The following is a 22479-nucleotide window of genomic DNA, read 5'->3' on the forward strand; positions in this document are numbered from 1 at the left end:
CGGCGTAAGCCGTGACGGAGAGGGCGAGGCCGCTATCAATATCCGCACCAAAGGAGTACGACACTATGCCCCTCATCATCCCGAAAACGCTCCCCGCCTACGATGCTCTGTACGAGGAAAACGTCTTTGTCATGCACCGGGAGCGGGCAGCGTCCCAGCATATCCGCCCGCTGGAGATCCTGATCCTGAACCTGATGCCCACCAAGATCGCCACCGAGACCCAGATTGCCCGGCTGCTGGCCAACACGCCGCTGCAGGTGCACATGACCCTGCTGCAGACGGTGAGCCATGAGGCAACGCACGTCTCCGCGGCCCATCTGGAGGCCTTTTATAAGACCTTTGACGAGGTGAAGCATAACCGCTACGATGGCATGATCATCACCGGCGCTCCGGTGGAGACCATGGACTTTGAGCAGGTGGATTACTGGCCGGAGCTGTGCGAGATCATGGATTTCAGCGAGACGAACGTCTATTCCACCCTGCATGTCTGCTGGGGTGCGCAGGCGGGCCTGTACTACCACTACGGCATCCGCAAGGAGCTGCTGCCTGCCAAGATGTTCGGCGTGTTCGAGCACCGGGTCATCCGGCCCTCCAACCCGCTGGTGCGCGGCTTTGATGAGGTGTTCTATGCCCCCCACAGCCGCCACACCGCCATGAGCCGGGAGGATATCGACCACTGCGGTGCGCTGCGCATCCTTGCCGAGAGCGATGAGGCAGGGCCTTTCCTGATGAGCACCGAGAACGGCCGGCAGATCTTTGTCATCGGCCACCCGGAGTACGACAAATACACGCTGGATGCGGAGTATAAGCGGGATGTTGCCAAGGGCCTGCCCATTGCAGTGCCCAAAAACTACTATCCCAACGACGACCCCAGCCAGCCGCCGCTCTTCCGCTGGCGCGCGCACGCCCATCTGCTGTATGAAAACTGGCTGAACTATTATGTCTACCAGAATACCCCCTATGATCTGGGGGAGATGCAGCGCGTGAAGCACTCTGAGGGGTGAGCCCGCTCAGCCGCCTGCGGCGGCTCCCCCATGGGGAAGCCAGGTTTACGCACGACTGTTTTTCTGCCTCTCCTATCAGGAGGGGCAGTATTGGAAAGCAATAACGGAGAGGTATTTATGGGAATCGATAAGAATGAATGGGGCTTCCGGGTGGGGCATCTGCCCCACGGGGAGCGCAATAAGATCAGTGATGTGCCGGGCGTGACGGTGGGCCATTGCACACTGGCGGATGGCGACATCCAGACCGGTGTGACCGCGCTGCTGCCCCACCCCGGGGATGTGTTCCATGATAAGGTGCTGGCGGCCTGCCATGTCATCAACGGCTTCGGCAAGACCACCGGCCTTGTCCAGATCGATGAGCTGGGTACACTGGAGACCCCCATCCTGTTTACCAACACCCTGAGTGTGGGCACCGTGGAAACGGCGCTGGTCAAATATATGCTGGAGCGCAACCCCGATATCTGCGAGACCACCGGCAGTGTGAACCCGGTCGTCTGCGAGTGCAACGACAGCGGCCTGAACGATATCCGGGGCCTGCATGTCACCGAGGCGCATGTGGCTGCCGCTCTGGCAGACTGCAAAGCCGATTTCGCTGAGGGTGCAGTGGGTGCCGGACGCGGAATGCGCTGCCACGGGCTGAAAGGCGGCATCGGTTCTGCCTCCCGGCTGGTGGAGCTGGACGGTAAGTCCTACACCATCGGGGCACTGGTGCTCTCCAATCATGCCACCTTCGATGACCTCATCGTGGCGGGCACACCCATCCACGAGCTGCTGGAAGCCCGCATCCCGCCCCATGAGGACAAGGGCTCCATCATCACGGTGCTGGCAACAGATATCCCCCTGAGCGAGCGCCAGCTGCGGCGGCTCTGCCACCGGGCGCTGGTGGGGCTTTCCCGCACCGGCAGTGCCTGCGGCAACGGTTCGGGTGAGATCGTTCTGGCCTTTACCACGGCCAACCGGATGCCGCATTACTCGGACAAAGCCCTCCTGCCCATGGAGATGCTCCACGATGATGCCATCAACCCGCTGTTCCGGGCGGTGGCCGAGTGTGTGGAGGAAAGCGTCCTGAGCAGCCTGCTCCACGCCGAGACCGTCACCGGCTACCATGGCCGGACGGTGCAGTGCCTTTCCGACCTGTTGAAAAAATAATGTGAAAAAACAAGCCTTTCCGTGTGGTGCACCTCACAGTGTGACACCAACGGAAAGGCTTGTTTTTTTATCGCTGTCTTTATCTCTGCACCAGCGTGATGAATGCCTTCATCTGGGGGGTGAGCCATTTATCCCTGTGGTAGAACAGCTGCCGCCGCATCTCCACGCGACAGGCGGGGACATTCAGGCGGGCCAGCGTTCCGGCGGCGAGGGCATTCTGCACGATGTACTCAGGCAGGAAGGAGAGGCCCATGCCGTGCTCGACCATCTGGCAGAGCAGGGAAGCACTGCCCAGCTCGAGGAAGGGCTTGATGGCCAGCCCCTGCGCTGCCATGCACTGGTCGAGGGCATCGCGGTAGCTCATGCCTCGCTCGGTCAGCAGGAACTCCTGCCCGGCCAGTTCCTGAAGCGTGACCTCCGCCTGCCCGGCCAATGGGTGCCCGGCGGGGGCCACCACACAGATGGGCTCCGGCTCATCCACAGCCAGCACAAAGCTGGGCTGCAGCAGCGGCTTGTCCAGCGTGTATGCCAGGTCGATCTGATTGGAGCCCAGCATCTGGAGCATCTCATCGTCGGTAGCGGTGCGGAGCACCAGCTCCACCTGCGGGCAGAGGGCGTGATACCGCTGCAGCAGGTCGGGCAGAAAGGTGCTGCAGACCGAATCTGCCAGTGCCACCCGCAGGGTACCGCTGACCTGCCGGGCAGGCTGCAGGGCCGCTTTGGCCTGCTCGGCAGTGGCCAGCAGGGAGCGGGCATAGGTCAGAAAGGTCTGCCCGGCATCGGTCAGGCGGACCGTTTTGCCCACCCGGTCGAAGAGCGGCGTTTCCAATTCGGCTTCCAGCTGGGCCACCTGCGCGGAGACTGCCGACTGGGAATACCCCAGCTCCCGTGCCGCACGGGAAAAGCTGTGCAGCTCCGCAATATGCAAAAAGGTGTTGATGGTACGCAGTTCCACGGCGGCACCTCTCAGCGGCGGGTGATGCCGGTCACGGTCAGAACAGCACCATCTACGACAAAATGGACTTCCAATCCCGAAAATTCCATTCCGTATACCCGCTTCGGGTCGTGCTGGTAGGAGGGACGGGGGTCGTTTTCCAGCACGCCCCGCAGGCCGTCCCGTTCGGCGGCGGGTACGGTTTCCCACAGCTCCGGCGGGCATTCGACCTGCAGTTTGTGCGTCTGGGTCTGTGCCGTGAATCCGGCTGCCGCATCCGAGTGACAGTCGGCGTAGGGGATGTAGGGCTTGATGTCGTAGATGGGGGTGCCGTCCATCAAGTCTGCGCCCCGCACGATGAGCACCGGGCCCACCTCGGGGCGGTGCTCGATGGCCTCCAGCCTGACGCTGGAAAGGCCCAGCGGATTGGGCCGGAAGGGGGAGCGGGTGGCAAACACGCCCATCCGGGTGTTGCCGCCCAGGCGCGGGGGCCGGACGGTGGGAGACCAGCTCTCCCGCACCGCGCCGGAGAATTGCCACACCAGCCAGATGTGGCTGAAATCCTCCAGCCCGCGCAGGGCATCGGCGTTGCGGTATTCCGGGGTGAAGATGATTTCGCCCCGCAGGCCGTCCACCAACCCGCTCTGTCGGGGGATGCCGAACTTGGTGGGGAAGGCGGTGTGGATGTGTGCGATGACTTTCAGGGTCATGGTTTCGTTGCTCATATTATAAACCTCTGCAGAAGCCCACGGCTCTGCCCTCGATCTGGATCTCGTTCAACTGTGGCCCGGCATAGATCATGGGCGGGCAGACGGCGGCGTTGTCGGCCAGAAGCATAACGGTGTCGCCCTGCCGGTGAAAATGCTTTAAGGTGGCCTCATCGCCGATCCGCACGGCGGCGATCTCGCCCTGCTCCACCTCGGGCTGGCAGCGGATGCAGACGATGTCACCATCGCAGATGGTGGGGGCCATGCTGCTGCCGTGGCAGGTCAGGGCAAAGTCGGCGTGCCATGCGGCAGGAACGCCGATGTAGCATTCGATGTTCTGTTCGGCGGTGATGGGGGAGCCGCAGGCAATGCTGCCCACCAGCGGCACCCGTACCATTTCGGGCAGGGGCTCAAACCCCGGCGGGACAAACGCAGTGTTTTCCAGCCCCATCAGCCATGCGGGGGTGGTCTCCAATGCAGCGGCAAACTCCTCCACCTTGGACTGCGGGATGTCGTTGACCCCTTTTTCCAGCTTGGTGATGGAGGATTTGGAGCGGTAGCCCATCCGCTGGGCAAGCTCTTCCTGAGAGAGCCCCAGCTCGAGCCGACGCTGTAAGATACGGCGGGAAAGTTCTGACATGGCAGGGACCTCGCTTTTCCTGAAAAAGAATGTTCTGCCGTAAGTATATCAGAAAAGTTCTTAAAAATCAACGATTTTCGCGCGATTTTGGTAAAATAGTTGACAAAAAATCAACATCGAACTATAATACAACCAAAGATTGTGAAACGACACGCAGAGATCCAGATGAAAGGAGAACCTTTGATGACAAATACCACACAGATCCGCGCCTACATTGAAAGCCAGGGCCTCAAGCTGGGCCATGTGGCACGGGTGCTGGGCATCAGCAGCAGCGCCCTGCATCAAAAGCTGAACGACGAGAGCGATTTCAAAGTCAGCGAAGCCGACCGTCTTTCTGCCATGCTGGGGCTGACCATGGAACAGCGGGATGCCTGCTTCTTTGGCCCGGGCACCCGGATGTGCCAAAGAAAGGGGGCGGCGTGATGACCGCTGAACAGCGCAGAAAGACCCGGGAGGCCCTGCAGAACTACGGTACCCGCCAGTGGGCCCGCAGCCCGGCCAATTGGGGCTGGGCCCGGGCCATCCAGCAGACGCAGGAGTATTACCGCACCGCCGACCCCATCCGTGCAGGCCTGCTCCAGCTGCGCTACCTGGAGCGCCGCAAGGAGGAGGATGTGCTGGAGCGGCTCTGCATCGGGCGCACCACCTACCAGAAAGCCCAGCTCGATCTGCTGAGCACCGTAGCCGTTTTTGCCGCCCGTTACGGTGCCCTGTGACGCAAAATGCCCCCGGATAGCCATCCGGGGGCATTGCAGTCAGTGCGGTTTCTTTTCCGGAGTATCGCAGTGCTGGTGGCAGGAGGCGCAGTTGCCGCCGCAGCCTTCGCCTTTCCAGCCGCCCTGCTTGGAGATCCAGACCACTGCCAGGGCAAACAGCCCTGCCAGCACCAGAATGGTAATGATCCCACGAAGTGTCAGCATTGAAAAAACCTCTCTTTTTGCGCTGGAATGCGCAATTTCAGTATACACCATTTTGCGCAAAAGAGCAACTGCCTCGCAGTGGGAAAAAATTGCGAAAAAATCAAAATTAGGGCTTGCCAATCCACTTCGGTTGTGGTATAATTCTCTTGTTCCGATTCGGAGGATTAGCTCAGCTGGTTAGAGCACCTGCATCACACGCAGGGGGTCTGGGGTTCGAGTCCCTAATTCTCCACCATACAGTTCGTACTCGAACCCGATTCTTTACGAAAAAGGGTTCGGGTACGTTTTTTGTTTATCGGAGGTTCTGCGGAAGGACTACTCGGAACGGTAAACGAGCAAAGGCAGGGTATCGCTATGATAGTGGTATCCTGCCTTTTGTTTTGCGGGATCAAGTTCGCTTTGTGCGAACTTGGTCGTCCCCCCTATATGGCGCGTTTGGGGGTAATCGCTGCGTACGTGCGTACCGGGAGAGCGTGTACACCTCTGGCAAGGTGTAACACACTAGACTTTGTTCCAAAGTCTGTGTGCCAAGGGGCATAGCCCCTTTGGAATCCCTGCGGAGCGTGTACGCACGTACGCAGGAAAATGGCAAAATTTCACTATATCGGGGGTGTTCTTTCATTGGAGAGTATGGTATACTCGGCTTAGCCCAGTAAATTGGAAGTTGTGAACTTAGAATTAGAGGTGTTGAAAATGAAAATAATAATTATATTTATTGATTTACTGATGGCAACTGTTCTCTTTTTTGTTGGAAGATTTTTTATCAAATCAAGGAATACAGAAAGAAGTGTGCTGTTTTTATCAGGAGATTATACTGGATTAAACACAGAGAAAATATGCAGAGTTACTGGAAAACGGATTAAGACATGGGCAATGCTCTTTTGTCTTGGCGGTATAATTGATTTTATCAAGCCGGGCGCAGGAATAATAATAGTTTCCGTTTTTTTTATTATCTTACTTGTATTTCATTTGGTTGATATGACTATAAATCGAGACAAGTACCGGGTATAAATTCCAGTTTGTCGTACTCGTTCCTAGCAGGGTTTGGGGCAGGCACGCCCCAACAAGAAGCTGTCCCAAAGGGGCAAGAATTTTCAAGAATTGAAAATTTGTGGCCACGGGACGATTCTTGCTCTCACACTTTCACTCTCACACTTTCACTCTCTTTGTGCTTTTCTTTCTTGAAAGTCTATCGTTCTTTCGTTATAATAAAATTGAAAGAAGGTGGGCGCAATGATTTTGCAATACTATGTAATAGAATCTGCTACCGGGAAGCATATCAATATTGAAGTCGATGCAGCATCAAAAGATGATTTGGAAATTACCCGGAGCGGCTGGCAGACCGTCTGGGACACAGATTTCATTCTTGACCCTCAGAAAGAAAAGTACGTTGCCAAAACTGAAGAAGGTGAGATCGTTGCGCTGGGCGCTTACCGTATCCGGGAAGGAAGCGTAGCGGTCTATATTGCCTACATCGAAAGCCAGCCGGAAAGCAACCCCACTCTGACAAAACAAAAGAAGTATCAGGGCATTGGGAAAGCTATGATCGCATTCGGCATCCAGCTTTCGATCGATGCTAACTGCAACGGCGTAGTTGTTTTTGAAGCGAAAACAGACGAACTGGAACAGCATTATATCCGGGATTTTGGCGCACGTCCGGTCGCATCTCTGTATCCGGACGGACCCAAGACATTTATGATCGCCGATCAGGCGTCCAAAGATATTTTTTCTTCGTATCTTTTTTGAGAAAGGAGGAAATTATATGAAAGAATGTAATAAAGATTTTGACATCGATTTTTCTCCCATGTCGGATGAAACCATGTCGTGGCTGGATGAACTGCTTATGACGTGTAAGCGCTTTAATGTGGACTACTATAATGCATCTGAAAAAGACCGTACCTTTGTGGAGGCTGTGGCACGAAAAAACTATGGCCTGAAACAGGCTCATGCCAATGGAAAAGCCGCCTCCACCGTTGCACCGTTCTTTGGCATTCATCGTGCCGGCTGAACACATCAGGTTCGCCTGCTGTGGACAATGCTCCACCAAACGTAAGGCCGTTTACCTGAAAAGGTAGGCGGCTTTTTCTTGTATCTACGTGCTTTTTGATATGCGAAAGTGAAACGGATTCACTTTTGCATGTTGATAATGAAACGCGTAGGAGACCCCCTTTTCAGTCGTTTGTAGCAAGTTTGTAGCAGATCTGTAGCAAAATTCGGGGAGGAACGGCAAAATGGCTCCGAAAACCCGATTTTTGCAGATTTTTTGGTATAAAATTTTATCCTTGAATTTTGTGCAGAATGACGACGGTGCTTTTCATTCGGATTTTGATGCCGTATAATAAAGAAAAAGATCATGGATGAAAGGAGAAATCGCTGTGCGCTACACCATCAGGCATTTTGATTTGCCACTGCTTACCTTTGAAGCAAACATGGACAGTGCAGATACTGACCTCCATATTATAAAGGTCTACGAAGAAAACCGTTCCTTTTTACCTTTGAACCTGACTGTATCAGAAGATGGTGTAGAACGCTGGCTGCGGCATCGCACAATTCCGAAGAACCGAGCGTATGTAGACGCTCTGCTCTCTAAGGTGGGGCTTTCTTTGAATCGACCGCTTGGAATTATTGCAGCCAATAAAGGTCTTTCACTCAATGATTGCTTTTGGGTAGATGCAGAGGGCTCCAGTGACACCTTTGAAAAAGTAAATCTTTACAATAACCGATTCAGTCAGGTGCTGGCAGCAATCGCCTTTACAGGATATGGCAGCAGCATACGAACTTCGCTTGCGTCCTGCCCGGAGTTCTCGACCAACGGGATGCTGCCAAAATGCTGGCGCAGACAAAACGGAAAAATCTATCTTTATAAAGGTGGCACGTCAGGGTTCAGCAATTTTGGATTTGAACCGTACTCGGAACTGTACGCTTATCAAGTTGCGCAGGTGATGGGCGTGAATGCGATTCGCTACACCCTGACAAAAGATCTGAAAAAGACGCTTTGTTCCAAGTGTGAGCTGTTCACCAGTAAAGAGTATTCTTATATTCCCATCGGACAGCTTGTGTCCAAAGGTGGAATAAAAGCAATTTTTGCGTATTATCAGACGTTAGGTCAGAACTTTGTGGATGCGCTGGAAGATATGTTGGTCTTTGATGCGATCATCTGCAACACTGACCGCCACTATGGAAACTTTGGTGTGCTGGTAGATAATAAGACCAACACGATTGCGGCACCTGCACCGCTGTTTGACCACGGAAACTCGCTGTTCAGTCTGGGCGGAACGGATCTTTGGGACAACCAGAAAGCATTTGATGAATATGCCTGCACACTGCTTCCGCTTGCATACGATGATTTCTTTGCAGCTGCAAAGAGTGCAATGAAACCTCGTCACCGTACAATGCTCCATAAGCTGCTGGATTTCCATTTTGACCGCAGAGCGACACGTTATAATCTGCCGCCAAATCGCTTGAAGATGATCGAAAAAGAGGTACAGCGCAGAGCAAGAGTGCTTTTAGGGTAAAAAAGAAACCGTCAAACGTAAGAGATAGCTATCTCATGCGTTGACGGTTTTATGGTTTGTGGGGATATTATTCTTCTGGCAGAGCCAAAACTTCATCCTTGACCAGTTGACTGGCCTTATCAAAGGCTTCGGGCTTCGATTATCTGGTTGGTTTTCGGATGGAGATAGACTTCATCCGGCGTTTTGAATTTGGGCGTGTGCCCGACAGCACGTTTCAGAATATCTTTGCACGAAAAGAAAACAGAAAAACAATAGTCAGCAGACGTAAAGCTATCATAATTTGAAACAAAAGCTCTTGACAGAAAGCTATTTGCAAAATATCCTTAAAAATAAGCAGAAACATTGACCTCTAAAAATAAGGAGCGGACGATGGCATTTGAATTAGGCGGACGCGCTGATAAGTTTGGCAATCGATACGAACGAAGATATTTCGTGTCTCTCATGGCAAAGGTTTTGCAGGGCGGCCTGCTGAGTGTACAGAGTGAGCCCACAGGTGACGATGAAAGCGGCACGGATATTATCGTAGAATACCAAGGCGGAAAGAAGGATTTTCACCAGTGTAAGGCACGCAACGGCAGCAATGAGCACTGGACGATGTCTGCGTTAGCACGGCATAAGGTGTTTCAGCATATCAAGGAACATGTAAAGACGGAGCAGAATCACTTTGTGTTTGTGACTGCACTTCCCTTTGTGGCGCTGAATGATTTGTGTCTGGCGGCCAGAAATTCGGACTCCTGTCAGCGCTTTGTAACGGATCAGCTGACGACGCATGACCGAAAAAATCTATTCGATCAGTGGCGAAAAAATCTTGGACTGGGAGAGACAGCAGCGGATCAGGAACAGGCTGCATTCTATCTGCGGCAGTTTGAAATATGTACGCTCAGTGATGATTCGGTAGAGGGAGATCAGTGGAAATACGTGCTCGGCAGTATGTTCACCGGGAACCCGGATGATGTCTATGATGTCCTTTTGAACCTGACGGAGAACGATAATTATGGCAAAACGCTCACGGCGGGGGTATTGCAGCAATATCTGGAACAGCGGGGATACCAGCGCCGGCTTCTGGCCTCCGATACCAATATCCCACTGCAGATCGAGCGTCTGAATCATCGGTTCAAGTCCCACTTCCGCCCCATCGGCGATCATCCTTTCCCCATACAGGAAGCTCACACGGTGTTGCAGACCATTCTGGCAGGCAAAAATGTTTTGCTCCTTGGCGGTGCAGGCATCGGCAAAAGTGGTTGTGTGCAAGCATTGTTGGATGAGCTGGATAATGAGCATATTCCGTACTTGGCGCTTTCAGTTGACCAAAAGGTTCCCCAAGGCACACCGGAATACTACGGCGAAGCTTTGGGATTCAGGGCTTCGCCAGTGCTTTGCCTAGAAAGCCAGTTGGCCAGTGGTCAGATGGGCGTTCTCATCTTAGACCAGTTGGACTCCCTTCGCTGGGCGACCCGTTCCTGCGAAGAAGCACTGGATGTCTGCGGAGAGATACTGCGGCAGGTGCAGGCTTTGAGCTGCAGTGGAGACCGGGTTGTCCGGGTCGTTTTAGTCAGCCGCAAGTTTGACTACGAGAACGATCTGGCACTGCGCAGGCTTTGCACTCTGGCAATCCCTGAGCAGTCCGATCCCTGGGAACAGATCAAACTGCATGCATGGGACGAGGAACGAGTGGAATTTTTTGTAGGCAAAGAACGTTATGCCCGTATGCTGCCAGCCATGAAGCGCATTTTGCGAACCCCCTGTTACTTATACATCTGGCAGTTCCTGGAGGATGCACGAAAAGATAATGCGTTTACTACTCCGGTTGACCTGATGCAAGAATGGAAAACGCAGATCATTCAGCATGGAGAGCAAAAAAACATCCACGCAGATGCCATCGAGTCATTTCTAAACGCTTTACTGAGCTTGATGCAGGAAACTCCTTGTGTCCCGGAAATGGCTCTCCCGGGCAACCAGCAGGTGCAGGAATTCCTGATTTCAGAAAACGTATTATACAAAAATGAAGGCTGTTTGGCGTTTGTTCATCAAAGCATGGCCGATTACCTGAATGTAGAGTGCTGGCTGCAAGATATTCTGCACAGGAAAAAGGTGGAAGAACTTCTGCCTTCTTACAATGCCCAGGGGCCGGAATATCGGGTGCGGCTGCAGATGCTCTGGCAAGTGCTGCTGCGCGCTGGCACAACATTGTTTTTAGACAGAGCCGAAAGTTTTCTGACCAGCAAAAACATCCGTTATTATTACAAGTGTACCGTTTGGGAAGCGCTCGGGCAGATAGAGGCTCCCGGAGAAAAAATCATAGCGTTCATTCAGGCGCACTGGAATGAAGATGTCTGGAGAGAAACAATCCTGCACCGTGTTTTCTGGGGGCACAGTGCATTTATTCGGCAGTATGTAACGGCCGGGTTTGCCGCATCCTGGGCCGACCCCACGGCGTTGTGGTTGCTGCGCCCGCTTGTAACGAGCGACCAGGCTTTTGTAAGAGAAGCGGTGCTGCCCTATATTGGAAAAACGCCGGAAAATGACCGGAATATTTTAAGGCTGTTTTGGATGCACAAAAATCTGGAACGTCAAACGGTTGAACTATGCCTGCAGATCCTGAAAACACAGCCAGCCCTGGGGCTGAATACCAGTGAGTACGAAGCCTGGGTGGAGACATGCCCTGATAAGGCGGTGGAATATCTGGCCCTTGCCTTTGGACAGGTATCGTCACATCAGGAATATATCGCACCAAAATTCATGGAACTTTCCCAGAAACTCCCCAAGGGTGTATTGGAAACGCTGTGTCCGTTGGTAATTGAGGTATCCAAAGGGGAGGATGCTCGGATGCGATGGCGAGCGTATGACAGATATTACAATGGTGTACGCTGCTATGTAAAGCTGATACAGGATTCGCTGCAGCAGCTGGTGCAGCAGGATCTTCCGTATGTAGAAAAATTTATAGCAAATCATCTGCATACAGAATCTTGGTTGGAACATGAATGGATTTTAAAAACGCTCCTACTTTTACCGGAGCAAGACGCCATGCTGGCCTATCAATGGCTGATGGAGAAGTTCCCGGAACACTTTCTAGACATAACGAGCCCGGAAGAGCGGATGACGACCTATGCGGCAGAGGTTCTGAAAAAGTTCTCTCCCTTCTGGTCCGATGATCAATTTGACCAAATGGAGCAGCGCATTGTTTCCAATCGCTCTCCCAATATGCTGGAAATCGCGCGAGAGCGGTTTAAACAAAAAGGATATTGGCCCTACTGGGGCGGCTTGCAGGAGACGCTTTTGCCCGCGATGGATCCAGCCAGAAGCAAAAGCAAAGCACTGCAAGCTGTGCTGCAGCGCCGGAAAGAGCAGGGCTTAGATGTATGGTATAAAAAAGGAAGGCTCATAGAGAGCTATACCGTTCGTTCGTCCATTGCAGATCATGCAGAAAAGCTGAGCGATGCGGCATGGATCCGATTGCTCACTTCGGACATGCCGCATCTATCACCTCGTGATACCATTCAGCAGCACTTCCATCGGCCGGGACTGGAATCCTCTCCCAGAGAGTTTGCCCGGACACTGGAAAATTTTTTCGTCACAGAGCCTTTGCGGCTGGCTGGTATTGCAGAAAAACTACCCGAGCAGATTGATGCGAATTATTCGGCGGTAATCCTGAATGTATTCGCAAAAAAAGAAGTATTTGATGCGGTCGGGTTTGAAACTGTTGAAGCCGTCGCTGAAAAATTCACACGCTGCATGACAGCGGAGATGGATTATGAGCTGGCTTCAGGATTTTGCGGTTTACTGATCAACCACCCGGAAGCCCCTTGGTCTGCTGAAAGCTATCAGCGTCTGCGCTTTCTGGCAGTTGAGCATAAAAATCCGCAGGAAAACACATACAATATAACATCGTGTGACGACCCACAGAACAAATCCTGCCAGTGTCTCCGGGACAACGTACTGAACAGCATCCGGGGGTATGCGTTCCGAACGATCGCAGAAACTTTATGGAAGTGCCCGGAAAAAGTAGCGGATTGGAAGATCGTCCTCGAGCATGGTCTTCAGGATCCGCATCCTTCGGTTCGCTATGCCGTGATAGATGCACTTGCAGCAGTCAGTAGAGTAGACAAGCCTTTTGCCTGCGAAGGCTATTGGAAAGTTTTGCAGCAAGATTCGCGCTGCATTTTACACTATACATCCGGATGGTTTATCATGCAGCTTTACCCAGTCCATCCGGAAGAATGCCGTGCCTGTCTGATCTGGGCATTTGAGCAGAGCGAAACGGAGCAGGATCTTGTTCGTAATGCTGCCCGTATTCTGGCTGAGATGTGCATCAAAGGAGATCCCGATGTCCATGCCTACCTTTTCCAAAGGCAGTATATGCCAGAACAGGCCTATGGAATTTTGGATCAGTGTTTCGACGACCTAAAACAGGAGCCTAAGAACACCGCTGCCAAGCAGCTGCTGCTTTATACACTGCAAAATTGCCAGGAGATCCCGCAGCATATCGTATGGCAGTATTGCCGGGAGCCTGGGCCTCACGATCCGGACATTTTACAGGTTTTTGTGGAACGGTGTGCAAACCGGGCTGAGTACGCTTTGATCCGCTTTTTTCTGGAATCCAGAAAAGAAAACAGCTCTGCTTGGTGGGAAAATCTGTACATTTTTTGCGCCCGGGCCTGTGAGGATGCAACTAAGGGATATGGCCTTGCCGTCGATGATTTCTGCAAGCTTCCGTTTTTGCTGCTGGAAACAGCGGCTACTGTGCAGCAAAGAGAAAAAGCTCTGGACGTTTTTGATGAAACTTTCCGCAGCAATGTCATCCAGATGGAAGATTTTTTGCGGGAAACCAATCGATAATATAAAAACAGAAAACATTTTGTGTTGTGCATAGCGTAATTCTCATATAAAGTTCTTGAGAATATACTCCTGCGGAAGTATAATTAGAGCGAGGAGGGGGTTCTGTGGAAAAAACAATTTATCACGGTTCGGATCATATTATTGAAAAGCCAAAGTTCGGCTATGGCAAGCCCTACAATGACTATGGCATCGGCTTTTACTGCACTCAGAACCCCAACATGGCCAAAGAGTGGGGCGTTGGCATCGACCACAATGGCTACGCTAACCGGTATAAAATCGAATGCGACGGTTTGACCATTCTGGATTTGAACGCTCCCGGTTACACGATGCTGCATTGGCTGACGATTCTTTTGGAGAATCGCGAATTCGATACTTCTGCCCCGCTGGCCGCAGAAGCCAAAGAATACCTGATGAACACTTTTCACCTCGACTATAAGTCTGCTGATATCATCATTGGCTACAGGGCAGATGACAGCTATTTTTCCTTTGCATCCGATTTTATCAACGGCGCAATCTCTTACCGCCAGTTGTGCAATGCCATGCGCTTGGGCAAGCTGGGGCAGCAGTTCGTGCTGAAAAGCAAAGCGGCCTTTGAACAGCTGGAATTTCTCGGCTATGAGACCGCAGACTCTAAAGAATGGTATAAGAAAAAGGCCTTCCGTGACCAGACAGCCCGCCGCCAATATTTTGACGTGGAGCGCAACCGCCGTCAGAGGGGAGACCTTTATATTACCACGATTCTCGACGAGGAGATGAAGTCCAATGATCCACGCTTACGATAAAAGCTATCTTTCTGCTGCACAGAAAAATCTTGCCCGGATGTTGGATTATCTTGTCAACGATCTGCATTATCCGTTGGAGACGGCATGGCAGTGGTTTGTGACCAGTGAACTGTCTGCCCGGTTCGAGCAGGGGGATTGTTCTGTGTTGGTGGGCTTGTCCGGTGTAGAACTTGCCCGCGCTGTATTGGAGCAGGCGGGCGAAGCCGTGCCCATGCAGAAACCCTCGTATGCCTACGACCGCAGCCCGGAATACTGGATGGGCTGGGCTCTTGCCTATTACCAGTGGCTGACCGGTCTGCGCTTTGCGGAGATTGAACAGGCAGTGTCTATCACGGAGGTGCGGTTGCTGTATACGCCCTACCACGAGATGGATGTACGGCAGTTTGCAGACAAGATGAACGAGTTGTACCGTGCGGCAAAGCCGGAAACAAACCTGAAAGCCTTGCGCGCATTGGCCGGATTGAGCCAATCGGAACTGGCAGGACAGGCCGATGTGCCTGTGCGTACCATCCAGCAGTACGAACAGCGACAGAAGGACATCAACAAAGCACAAGTAGAAACGCTGCTTCGCCTTGCGCGTGCGCTGAATTGTAACGTGGAGGATCTGATGGAGAAAGTTCCACCGCTGAATTTTAAATAAGAATGAAGCGATGAGACCTGACACAGATTGTGCAAACAAAAAAAGAAAGCTGCCATCCATGAGAGAAAAATTCTCACAGATCGGCAGCTTTTCTCTTTGAAGTTGTTATGATCACGGCGGATTTTCTATTGATGCTTTTCCCATTGATGTCATAATCGTACATTTTTCGGGTTCATTCTTGGGAACAATGCAGTCGTGAAGGAAAGGAAAGCGCAGATAGGGCGGTCGTTCTGGGAAGCAGAGCGACTTGTCGAACTTGTGTGAAACACTTCTTTACAATTTGGCTTGGTTGCTATTGCCTTCAATAAAAGAAAATGCAGAGGGAACAGTTGTTGTCCAGAGCTTTGTGACATCAAGACCGTGTCGCTCCAACATAGCACGACAATCCTTGACTTTTAGTTTACAAAAGTCGGTTTTAAAGTTTCTGATACTGTTACTCTTGGTAAGTTCTGTAACGGATTTTACATCTGTACAGCGAGTAAGTTCATCTTCTAGGTTTAAGACCTGTGGCAAGAAGACGATTCGCAGTTTTCCACAGTAACGATGAAGTAATTCTAGATTTTTCTGGAGATTGGTTGTAACGGGAACATCCGTATCAAAAACCAATATCACAATAGTGCCAGCTTGGATAGAAAGCATTTGCGATTTTGGAATTAGGTTTTGAACAACATTAAAGATCTTTACTTTTCCGGGAACGAGTTTTGCGGGACTCTCTTTTAACGCGGCGATCAGCTGTTGCTCACATGGGCCTTCAACGTAGTAGATGCACTTACTGTTCATTAGCCCACCCCATTTCCAGTTCATCCAATAGGGAATCCTGAGGCAGAGAAGAGAACACATCGTTTTCTACTGCATTGCGTAAGGAATCTGTGTTGCGCTTCAAGACATCAGATGCGGAGATGGCAGAAACTTTATAATCATTATTCTCCAACTGCTTTCTTAAGAAAATATAGCTATGCTTTGGCAGATTCAAATCAAGCATATCCGTATTATGAGTGGTAAAAATCAATTGCTCATCATTAGAAAGCTGGTTTAACATGATGCCGAAGATACGTTTTTCGATATCGCTCTGAATATAAGAAAAGTGTTCATCGCAATAATAGAAGCTGCCTTCTCTTGCAACCATAGAGGCTAGGAACATGGCAACATCAATGCCCTCGGCCGTTCCGCTGGATAGAACATCACGGTTTAGCAGTTTCCCTTCCTGAATAATGATTTCAGTGTCATTGCGGCGAATAATAAAAGTGTCTTTTAAATCCTTAGATAGTTGGACATCTTGAAGTGTGGGATCAAGCGTGCCAATTACGGCTTGAAGAGTTTTTAGAAGAATTTTTTTGTTGTCCGTTGTCAGCTTAAGCGATTTTTCGATTTCGGGATAGGCAAAACGATATTGGAACCTGCCAACACAATTTTTTAGGGATGTGGGTGTTTGCGTAGCTTCAGTAGTATGATCAGTCAGCTTGTCAATGCACTTCTCGTAAGAGTCCATGGTGCCAATGTCAGCGGTTTCATAACGAATATTTACTGTAGTTTTAGCAGGAATAATAGTGGCATAGATGCGCTGCAAGCGATAATCGCCGTTGACAAAATCGATACAAAAAGTTCCATGCTCACCGGAAACCATATCATATAAAAGCGAAGAATTTCCAGAGGAAATGTATCCGAAAATACGGAGAAGAGCTTTACCGAGACTGGTTTTTCCGGTTGCATTTGCCCCCATCAAAATAACGGCCTTTTTATAACGAAAGCGTTCTCTACCAGCCAAATGTTCAGCTTCGATGATGGAATTAACGATTTTCTTTGGATAGGTAAAATTGATATTGAAATCATTGAATCCGTAAATGCGATCTAAAGTAAGGTTTAAAACAATCATTTGAACACCAGCTTTCCATTACATTGAATCCTACGAACTAATGATACCACGGATGACCTGTGATTGCAACGGATTAATCGTCGAATATAGTGTCGAAAACAGATTTGTCGGCATCGGAGTGCTATTATTCTGTTTTCTAGGTTACCTGCAAATGGTGCCTGTAAACGGTGATTTCTGTTCTGGATCGGGCGCAAAGGTAAGCAAGAATGAAGCAGAGTACTCGAAAGTGAATTGTGCAAAAAAGAAAGCTGCCATCCATGAGAGAAAAATTCTCACGGATCGGCAGCTTTTCTCTTTGAAGTTGTTATGCCTTCGTTGTGGTCAGAACTTCATCATTGACCAGCTGATTGGCCTTATCAAAGGCTTCGATCATCTGGGTCGCTTTCGGATGGAGATAGACTTCATCCAGCGTTTTGGATTTGGGCGTGTGCCCGACAGCGCGTTTCAGGATATCCTTGTTGACGCCTGCGCGGTCACAAAGGCTGGCGTAGGTATGGCGGGTGGTGTAGGGCGTATAGGTGGCAAGCTTCCCGGCAAACTCCGGCTTGCGCTTACCATTTTCGTCGTAAGGATTCGGCTGGATGCCGATTTCCTCCAGGAAAGGATAGAATTTGCGGTTACGCCAGTTCTTTTCATTCCAGAAACCGCCTTTTCCATTGGGAAAGAGCGGAGCGTTTTCCACAGAGGTGGCATACGCATGTTCAAAAACCGGGATGCCAAAGTCGAGAATGGGAATGATGCGGTTGCGTCCGGCCTCGGTCTTGCAGCCGCCGATCAGATAAGCACCGGATTCCGTGCGGTGAAAATCTTCGTGTTTGAAGTGCAGCAGCTCATAGATACGCACTCCGCAGGCCAGAAGAGCAATTACCATCTGCCCGGTGGGCGTGTTCTTCTGGCTCAGGATCAGCGTCACCTGTTCGTCCGTGAAAATCTCGCGTTCCGGAGATTTGCGTCCTTCGACTTTCAGGACAGATGCAAGGTTGGCATCCACGACACGCCAGCCAATGGCTGTGCGATATAGCTTACTGATAAGAGTACGCTCTTTTTCCAACATACTTTGAGACAGGCCGTTATCGGCCATCTTGTCTAAGATGTTTTGAAAGTCCTGCGCATAGAGGGCGGCAATTTTGAAGTGCCACAGCGGACGGAGATATTTCCACGCAATGTCATAGAGCTCGCGAGCCTTATCGGACCGGCCCTTATATTCACGGGACTCTTTGAACATCCGGAAGCAGTCCTGCAGGGTAGAGTCCTGATAAGGTGTGGTCGGACGCTTCATCATTTCGGCGCGGACAGCTTCTGCTTCTTCACGGGTAACGTAGGTGCCAACAGCCTTCATGACTGTAATTCCGGTGTGAGGATCGGGGATTGGCATTCGGAGCAGCCATGGCTTCCGGCGTGTTCCGGACATTCGTGTGATGCTGCCATTGCCAGACGAGGCTTTCAGCCGGGGCGATTCTCGTTTGGCTGGAACGGCAGGTGGAGCTACTGCACTGGGGGATGGCGCTGTGCCAACGGGATGACCGCAGGCAGAGCAGAATTTAGCGGTATCTGAGATTTGATGACCGCAATTTTCACAGAACATAGATTTGAACCTCCTGCTTCAAAAAATGCCCTCAGCATCGGAGGATACTGAGGGCGAACGGTTAGATCAGTTACGGGCGCGGGAGAGCTGGTAGTCCAGGCTCTGCTCAGCCGTGAGCCCCTTCTGGAGAAAGCGGATCACATTGGGGTAAAACACGTAGATACGTGATCCGTTCGGTACGTGACTTATGTAACCGGCGGCTACGAGATTGCGGAGACTGTGGTATGTTATATCATAACCTTCGCTCCGTGCACGGCGTGCGGCACCTGTTAGTGTAAGAAAATCCTGTTGCTTATCAATCATAATTTTTCTCTCCTTTCGTAAAATGATGGAAAGCACAGGCGGCTTCAAAGTAAGAATATCTTTCTCAGATATAGGACTCTTAAAGTGTGATTAAGGGTACCAGGGAAGATCTGGCATTTTTGAAAAGTCATAACGCTCCAAAGAATGCAAATCGGGTTGTACTTCCTCATATTGGGCGTTTAAAGGAGGAACGACATAGCCGCAGTTAAAGAATAGGCTCTGGTCATGCAACAGGACACCATCACAATCGAGGTATCCACAATCGCCGGAGTGGCAACATGGAGCCTCTGTAAAGTAAATTGGGGCGCCCATAGTTGAAAGCAGATCAGCGTACTCGGGAGAAACAGGGTTTTCAAAAAATCCATCTGGGATGTTCATGATAAATCCTCCTACTTGTTTATTTAATAATAGATGTCGGAAGGCTGATGCTTACCTGAATACAGTCGGAGCTGGGTTGGAGCGAGTCTCCGATGTACGTGAAATCGGATAACAGAAGGCACTGACCGACCTTCAGCTTTTTAAGAAGCTCGACCGTTCCGGAACGCCGAACTGGTTCGGCTAGCATCTCGGAACAGGCTCGAATTTCCGTGAGCGGCGGTTTGAAGAAAAGCTTGGTTCCAGTCTGACTCAACGCCAACTGCTCATCTGGAGCAAAGCCCTTCAAAGATTGTGAGATTAGCATAGAACCGATTGAAAACTTGCGGCCTTCTGTGATAATTCGATTCAGAATCGTGCCGCGACCAAGCCTAAGATTCTGCACTTCATCGACCATGATGACGATGGGAATCTGCAGCGCACGAGCGGAGCAAAACCAATCGTATAACAGAAGTTCTGCCAAGGTAGTCCTGATTGTATCAGGATAGCTGCTCACATCAAAAATATGTATATGAGGCGAAATCGGAAGGGAAGAGCTTCCGTTTTGGCGGCGTTCAAACACATCATGCTGGAGAAGCGGCTCCAGTCGATTTCCCAACATGCGGACATTTGCAGAAGTGGAACTTTTCAATGCCTCAAGAATGCTTGGGAAGATATGGGGACAAATTTCCCGGCACTCCACAATCGTTTTGACCTCGGCTGTGAGCGATGCAATTTGAGCAGGGCCAAAACGATTATTTTGTCCAATGATCTGGCAAAGACCATAGGCCGTGTCATAGGGGGACTCTGTATTGCTTCCACAAAGTTTAGGATTGAGAATGTCGGTGGCCACAGATTCAGCGTAGAGATCATGCCTGATTGCCAGTGCCTCAAATTCAGAGGACAGCGGTGGGCAAATGTGATCAGGCGACAAAGTGTGTCCAAGGTCCAATGCGAGCACGGGAATTCTTTGCTTAGCGAACTGAATTGCCATGCATTGCCCCGCTGTGGATTTTCCGCTGCCGCTTGATCCAGTGAGGAATATACTGGAAGGATCAACTCCGGGGTGAAGTTGAAGGTGGACCGGGAATTTTTCAGCACCTTCCTGATACGTGCCAAGGAATGCCTGGATTTCTGGCCTTGAAATCATAAGATAACCTCCTTTAGGTTGAAATAGTTGTAATGTCACGACGACCATATCCATTCACAAAGCTGCGATTAATTGATCGAAGCCTGACATTTTTGGAATGCCCGGTAGAGAGCCTGAGCGTCTTTACAATAGAGCTCGAAAGAATGCCAGCTTCAGTCAACTGAGCCAGAACGTCAGATGTAAGAAATTCCGGCATGCGCTTTGCAACCAAACGTTTCACAAGATCAAGGGTGAGATAGAGCTTATACTCATCATATAGTACCTCCTTTTCTTTGCAATAAGTCTCGTCTAAATCACCAATGTCCCGGAATCGGATGGTCTGTTCGCGTGCAGCTGCATAAAGGGCATTGCGGAAGCAATCCGATGCGGTTGTGTTTAGCATGGAATCCCACCGGGAAGGATAGTGATCGAAGGCGGTTTTATAAGCATCTCGAACCTTCTCTTCAGATAAAGACGCTTTTTGAGAAAACGTCCAGCAAATGATTTCACTTACAGCACGTAAAACGGCAATTTCCTGACAAAAACTTGATCCATCCATTCTGTCACGTTCCTCCTTATATGCGCGATACACGCGGGAATCAAATTCGTTTGGATTGCCCTCTACCAAGGAAATCAAATCACCCCATGTTACAGAATCTACACCGGTAGTAGCGGAGCAAGCCTCTGCTGGATTTAACTGGATCGGAATGCAATGCTCACGAATCTCCGGCGTCAATTCTTTTGCCTGAACAATGTAGATCGAACGACTCGCGCTTCCCTTCTCGGCTTCATCGGAGAGGTAATCATAATTCGTAGCTTTCTGATACCGGTTGGACGCAAATCCGCCACGGACATGGATGAGCAAGTCGTCTCGATGATGGATCAGCTGCTTTTTAAGCTCGGCGAGCTTGCAATTGAGAGTGATTTCCGTAGTGATCGAAAAACCCTCAGAGATCACAGCAAACGGCTTAGTCGGCTGCATGTCTTCAGGAAGACGTGTCTTCAAGAAGGATAATCCGATGACTGCGGCCATTATCAGTTGGTCTTCGGATGTCAGAGCATCAGGACGAAGAATCGGACTATCCAGTGGCGCCTCACATCCTGTCGACTCTTTGAAAAACCACCTTGATGCGTTGATATTCCACCCGGGTATAGGTTGAAAATAGATCTCCTGCTTACTCAAAAGCTGCGCAATGAGCATGTAAAATAACCGGGGACCATCTTTTCCACAGCGGAGTGTGCCGCCACTTTTGTAAAATCCTTGAATCAAAGCGTTCTGCTGAAATTTGTCATCGGCAACACGGAAGCCTGAAAGAGTTCCGTTAGGAAGTCTGTACCGGACTTCAATACTCGTAGAGCCGTCCCGTGGATCGATCGCATATCGAGCAGAGAATTCTGTACAGTCTGACACGGGCTTGACAACCTTGTAGGGTTCACCAAGAGGGTTTTCCTTAACAAGGTGGTACCTTCCGTCGGGAAATTCTACGAGACTCTCTGTTTTATATGCGGTGAATTCTCGCAGGTAGGCGCGATTAGCTGCTTTACAAAGCGGATTCTCCCTCTGCTGCTGTAGAGATTGGCTTCTGTTTTTCAAAGCGGCGTTCTCTTGCTGCAACGCCATGTTTTGCACCTGAAGATTACTACAGGTATTCTGGAGCATGGTTACTGCCCATGGATCAACGAGCCGTTCATCTCCAAATGTGACACCTGGTTGCGGAACTTGCGGCGCTTGATAAGTGCCCATGCAATACATCTCCTTTTTTCTATATTTAGTTTTCAAGGATCAACTGCTACGTTTCCTTCGTAGCAAGGGGCCGGTACCTCAAGGGCTATGCTGTATTGTAGATCATCGTTATACCTCCTGCCGGTTATGTGTGCATCGAGTGAGCCTTGTTTTGCTTGGCTCAGTCCCCGGATCGCTTCCGGTGACTGCATTATACAACTAAACTTGGTACAATATAAATCGCGAATATAATTTTGGTTTTACGGTGTAAAAGACTATTGTAATTACAATAAATATGCAATATAATCTTTGATAGAATACATTTTATAATATAATATTTGATGATTTAGTATTTCAAACAACTAAAATGATGCTGAATTGTTGA

General features: G+C 50.4%; 22 protein-coding genes and 1 tRNA gene. 12 read left to right on the forward strand and 11 right to left on the reverse strand.

Annotation, left to right across the window (positions count from 1 at the left end; all coding sequences use genetic code 11):
* The first annotated feature begins 65 nt into the window (after positions 1 to 65).
* Positions 66 to 1004, forward strand: coding sequence for a homoserine O-succinyltransferase (gene metA / locus P0G09_RS05915; protein WP_117477148.1), 939 nt, complete (start codon positions 66 to 68; stop codon positions 1002 to 1004).
* Positions 1005 to 1121: 117 nt separating this feature from the next.
* On the forward strand, positions 1122 to 2153 hold the full coding sequence (locus P0G09_RS05920) for a P1 family peptidase (protein WP_097771671.1): 1032 nt from the start codon (positions 1122 to 1124) through the stop codon (positions 2151 to 2153).
* Positions 2154 to 2232: 79 nt separating this feature from the next.
* Here the strand turns inward: P0G09_RS05920 and P0G09_RS05925 are convergent, their stop codons facing one another.
* The 3 genes from P0G09_RS05925 to P0G09_RS05935 are packed head-to-tail and all read right to left on the reverse strand — an operon-like array spanning position 2233 to position 4434.
* A complete protein-coding gene (locus P0G09_RS05925; protein ID WP_098924336.1) occupies positions 2233 to 3108 on the reverse strand; it encodes a LysR family transcriptional regulator in 876 nt (291 codons plus the stop codon).
* Between the two features lie 11 nt (positions 3109 to 3119).
* Positions 3120 to 3812, reverse strand: coding sequence for a tRNA (N6-threonylcarbamoyladenosine(37)-N6)-methyltransferase TrmO (tsaA, locus tag P0G09_RS05930; RefSeq protein WP_275252199.1), 693 nt, complete (start codon positions 3810 to 3812; stop codon positions 3120 to 3122).
* 1 nt (position 3813) lies between these two features.
* Positions 3814 to 4434: a LexA family transcriptional regulator gene (locus P0G09_RS05935; protein WP_005935252.1), complete on the reverse strand. Its 621-nt coding sequence runs from the start codon at positions 4432 to 4434 to the stop codon at positions 3814 to 3816.
* A gap of 183 nt (positions 4435 to 4617) precedes the next feature.
* On the opposite strand from P0G09_RS05935, the gene P0G09_RS05940 reads away from it, so the two are divergent.
* Positions 4618 to 4857 (forward strand): helix-turn-helix transcriptional regulator, encoded by a 240-nt coding sequence (locus P0G09_RS05940; protein ID WP_099357280.1) that lies wholly within the window; start codon positions 4618 to 4620, stop codon positions 4855 to 4857.
* Positions 4857 to 5150 (forward strand): hypothetical protein, encoded by a 294-nt coding sequence (locus P0G09_RS05945; RefSeq protein ID WP_005935258.1) that lies wholly within the window; start codon positions 4857 to 4859, stop codon positions 5148 to 5150. The genes P0G09_RS05940 and P0G09_RS05945 overlap by 1 nt, the downstream gene beginning before the upstream one ends.
* A 39-nt stretch (positions 5151 to 5189) precedes the next feature.
* Here the strand turns inward: P0G09_RS05945 and P0G09_RS05950 are convergent, their stop codons facing one another.
* Positions 5190 to 5354: a FeoB-associated Cys-rich membrane protein gene (locus P0G09_RS05950; protein ID WP_275252200.1), complete on the reverse strand. Its 165-nt coding sequence runs from the start codon at positions 5352 to 5354 to the stop codon at positions 5190 to 5192.
* 158 nt (positions 5355 to 5512) lie between these two features.
* On the opposite strand from P0G09_RS05950, the gene P0G09_RS05955 reads away from it, so the two are divergent.
* The 8 genes from P0G09_RS05955 to P0G09_RS05990 all read left to right on the forward strand — a co-directional run bounded on the left by P0G09_RS05955 (position 5513) and on the right by P0G09_RS05990 (position 15127).
* A tRNA-Val gene (locus tag P0G09_RS05955) sits at positions 5513 to 5589 on the forward strand.
* Positions 5590 to 6020: 431 nt separating this feature from the next.
* Positions 6021 to 6365: a hypothetical protein gene (locus P0G09_RS05960; protein WP_242852757.1), complete on the forward strand. Its 345-nt coding sequence runs from the start codon at positions 6021 to 6023 to the stop codon at positions 6363 to 6365.
* Between the two features lie 222 nt (positions 6366 to 6587).
* Positions 6588 to 7100, forward strand: coding sequence for a hypothetical protein (locus P0G09_RS05965; RefSeq protein ID WP_275252201.1), 513 nt, complete (start codon positions 6588 to 6590; stop codon positions 7098 to 7100).
* Positions 7101 to 7116: 16 nt separating this feature from the next.
* Positions 7117 to 7362, forward strand: a complete 246-nt coding sequence (locus P0G09_RS05970; RefSeq protein ID WP_275252202.1) for a hypothetical protein — start codon at positions 7117 to 7119, stop codon at positions 7360 to 7362.
* Positions 7363 to 7729: 367 nt separating this feature from the next.
* Positions 7730 to 8869: an XRE family transcriptional regulator gene (locus P0G09_RS05975; protein ID WP_275252203.1), complete on the forward strand. Its 1140-nt coding sequence runs from the start codon at positions 7730 to 7732 to the stop codon at positions 8867 to 8869.
* 369 nt (positions 8870 to 9238) lie between these two features.
* Positions 9239 to 13705 (forward strand): hypothetical protein, encoded by a 4467-nt coding sequence (locus tag P0G09_RS05980; protein ID WP_275252204.1) that lies wholly within the window; start codon positions 9239 to 9241, stop codon positions 13703 to 13705.
* 104 nt (positions 13706 to 13809) lie between these two features.
* A complete protein-coding gene (locus tag P0G09_RS05985) occupies positions 13810 to 14487 on the forward strand; it encodes a DUF3990 domain-containing protein (RefSeq protein WP_275252205.1) in 678 nt (225 codons plus the stop codon).
* The gene (locus P0G09_RS05990) at positions 14468 to 15127 is read left to right on the forward strand and encodes a helix-turn-helix transcriptional regulator (protein ID WP_275252206.1); all 660 of its coding nucleotides are present in this window, start codon (positions 14468 to 14470) and stop codon (positions 15125 to 15127) included. Before P0G09_RS05985 ends, P0G09_RS05990 begins: the two co-directional genes overlap by 20 nt.
* A gap of 273 nt (positions 15128 to 15400) precedes the next feature.
* On the opposite strand, the gene P0G09_RS05995 is transcribed toward P0G09_RS05990, so the two are convergent.
* The 7 genes from P0G09_RS05995 to P0G09_RS06025 form a co-directional block, all read right to left on the reverse strand.
* The gene (locus P0G09_RS05995; protein WP_242982830.1) at positions 15401 to 15931 is read right to left on the reverse strand and encodes a hypothetical protein; all 531 of its coding nucleotides are present in this window, start codon (positions 15929 to 15931) and stop codon (positions 15401 to 15403) included.
* Positions 15897 to 17000 carry an ATP-binding protein gene (locus P0G09_RS06000; RefSeq protein ID WP_112115943.1) on the reverse strand — a complete coding sequence of 368 codons (1104 nt, stop codon included), beginning with the start codon at positions 16998 to 17000 and terminating at the stop codon, positions 15897 to 15899. The genes P0G09_RS05995 and P0G09_RS06000 overlap by 35 nt, the downstream gene beginning before the upstream one ends.
* Positions 17001 to 17304: 304 nt before the next feature.
* Positions 17305 to 18339: a tyrosine-type recombinase/integrase gene (locus tag P0G09_RS06005; RefSeq protein ID WP_275252207.1), complete on the reverse strand. Its 1035-nt coding sequence runs from the start codon at positions 18337 to 18339 to the stop codon at positions 17305 to 17307.
* Positions 18340 to 18651: 312 nt separating this feature from the next.
* Positions 18652 to 18888 carry a hypothetical protein gene (locus P0G09_RS06010; RefSeq protein WP_112115941.1) on the reverse strand — a complete coding sequence of 79 codons (237 nt, stop codon included), beginning with the start codon at positions 18886 to 18888 and terminating at the stop codon, positions 18652 to 18654.
* Positions 18889 to 18978: 90 nt separating this feature from the next.
* Positions 18979 to 19266 (reverse strand): hypothetical protein, encoded by a 288-nt coding sequence (locus P0G09_RS06015; protein ID WP_275252208.1) that lies wholly within the window; start codon positions 19264 to 19266, stop codon positions 18979 to 18981.
* Between the two features lie 19 nt (positions 19267 to 19285).
* Positions 19286 to 20446: an ATP-binding protein gene (locus tag P0G09_RS06020; protein WP_275252209.1), complete on the reverse strand. Its 1161-nt coding sequence runs from the start codon at positions 20444 to 20446 to the stop codon at positions 19286 to 19288.
* Positions 20406 to 22115 (reverse strand): hypothetical protein, encoded by a 1710-nt coding sequence (locus tag P0G09_RS06025; RefSeq protein WP_275252210.1) that lies wholly within the window; start codon positions 22113 to 22115, stop codon positions 20406 to 20408. Before P0G09_RS06025 ends, P0G09_RS06020 begins: the two co-directional genes overlap by 41 nt.
* Between the last annotated feature and the right edge of the window lie 364 nt (positions 22116 to 22479).

Origin of the sequence: Faecalibacterium sp. DFI.5.82 (assembly GCF_029076575.1) — a bacterium.
GTDB classification, from domain to species: domain Bacteria; phylum Bacillota; class Clostridia; order Oscillospirales; family Ruminococcaceae; genus Faecalibacterium; species Faecalibacterium duncaniae.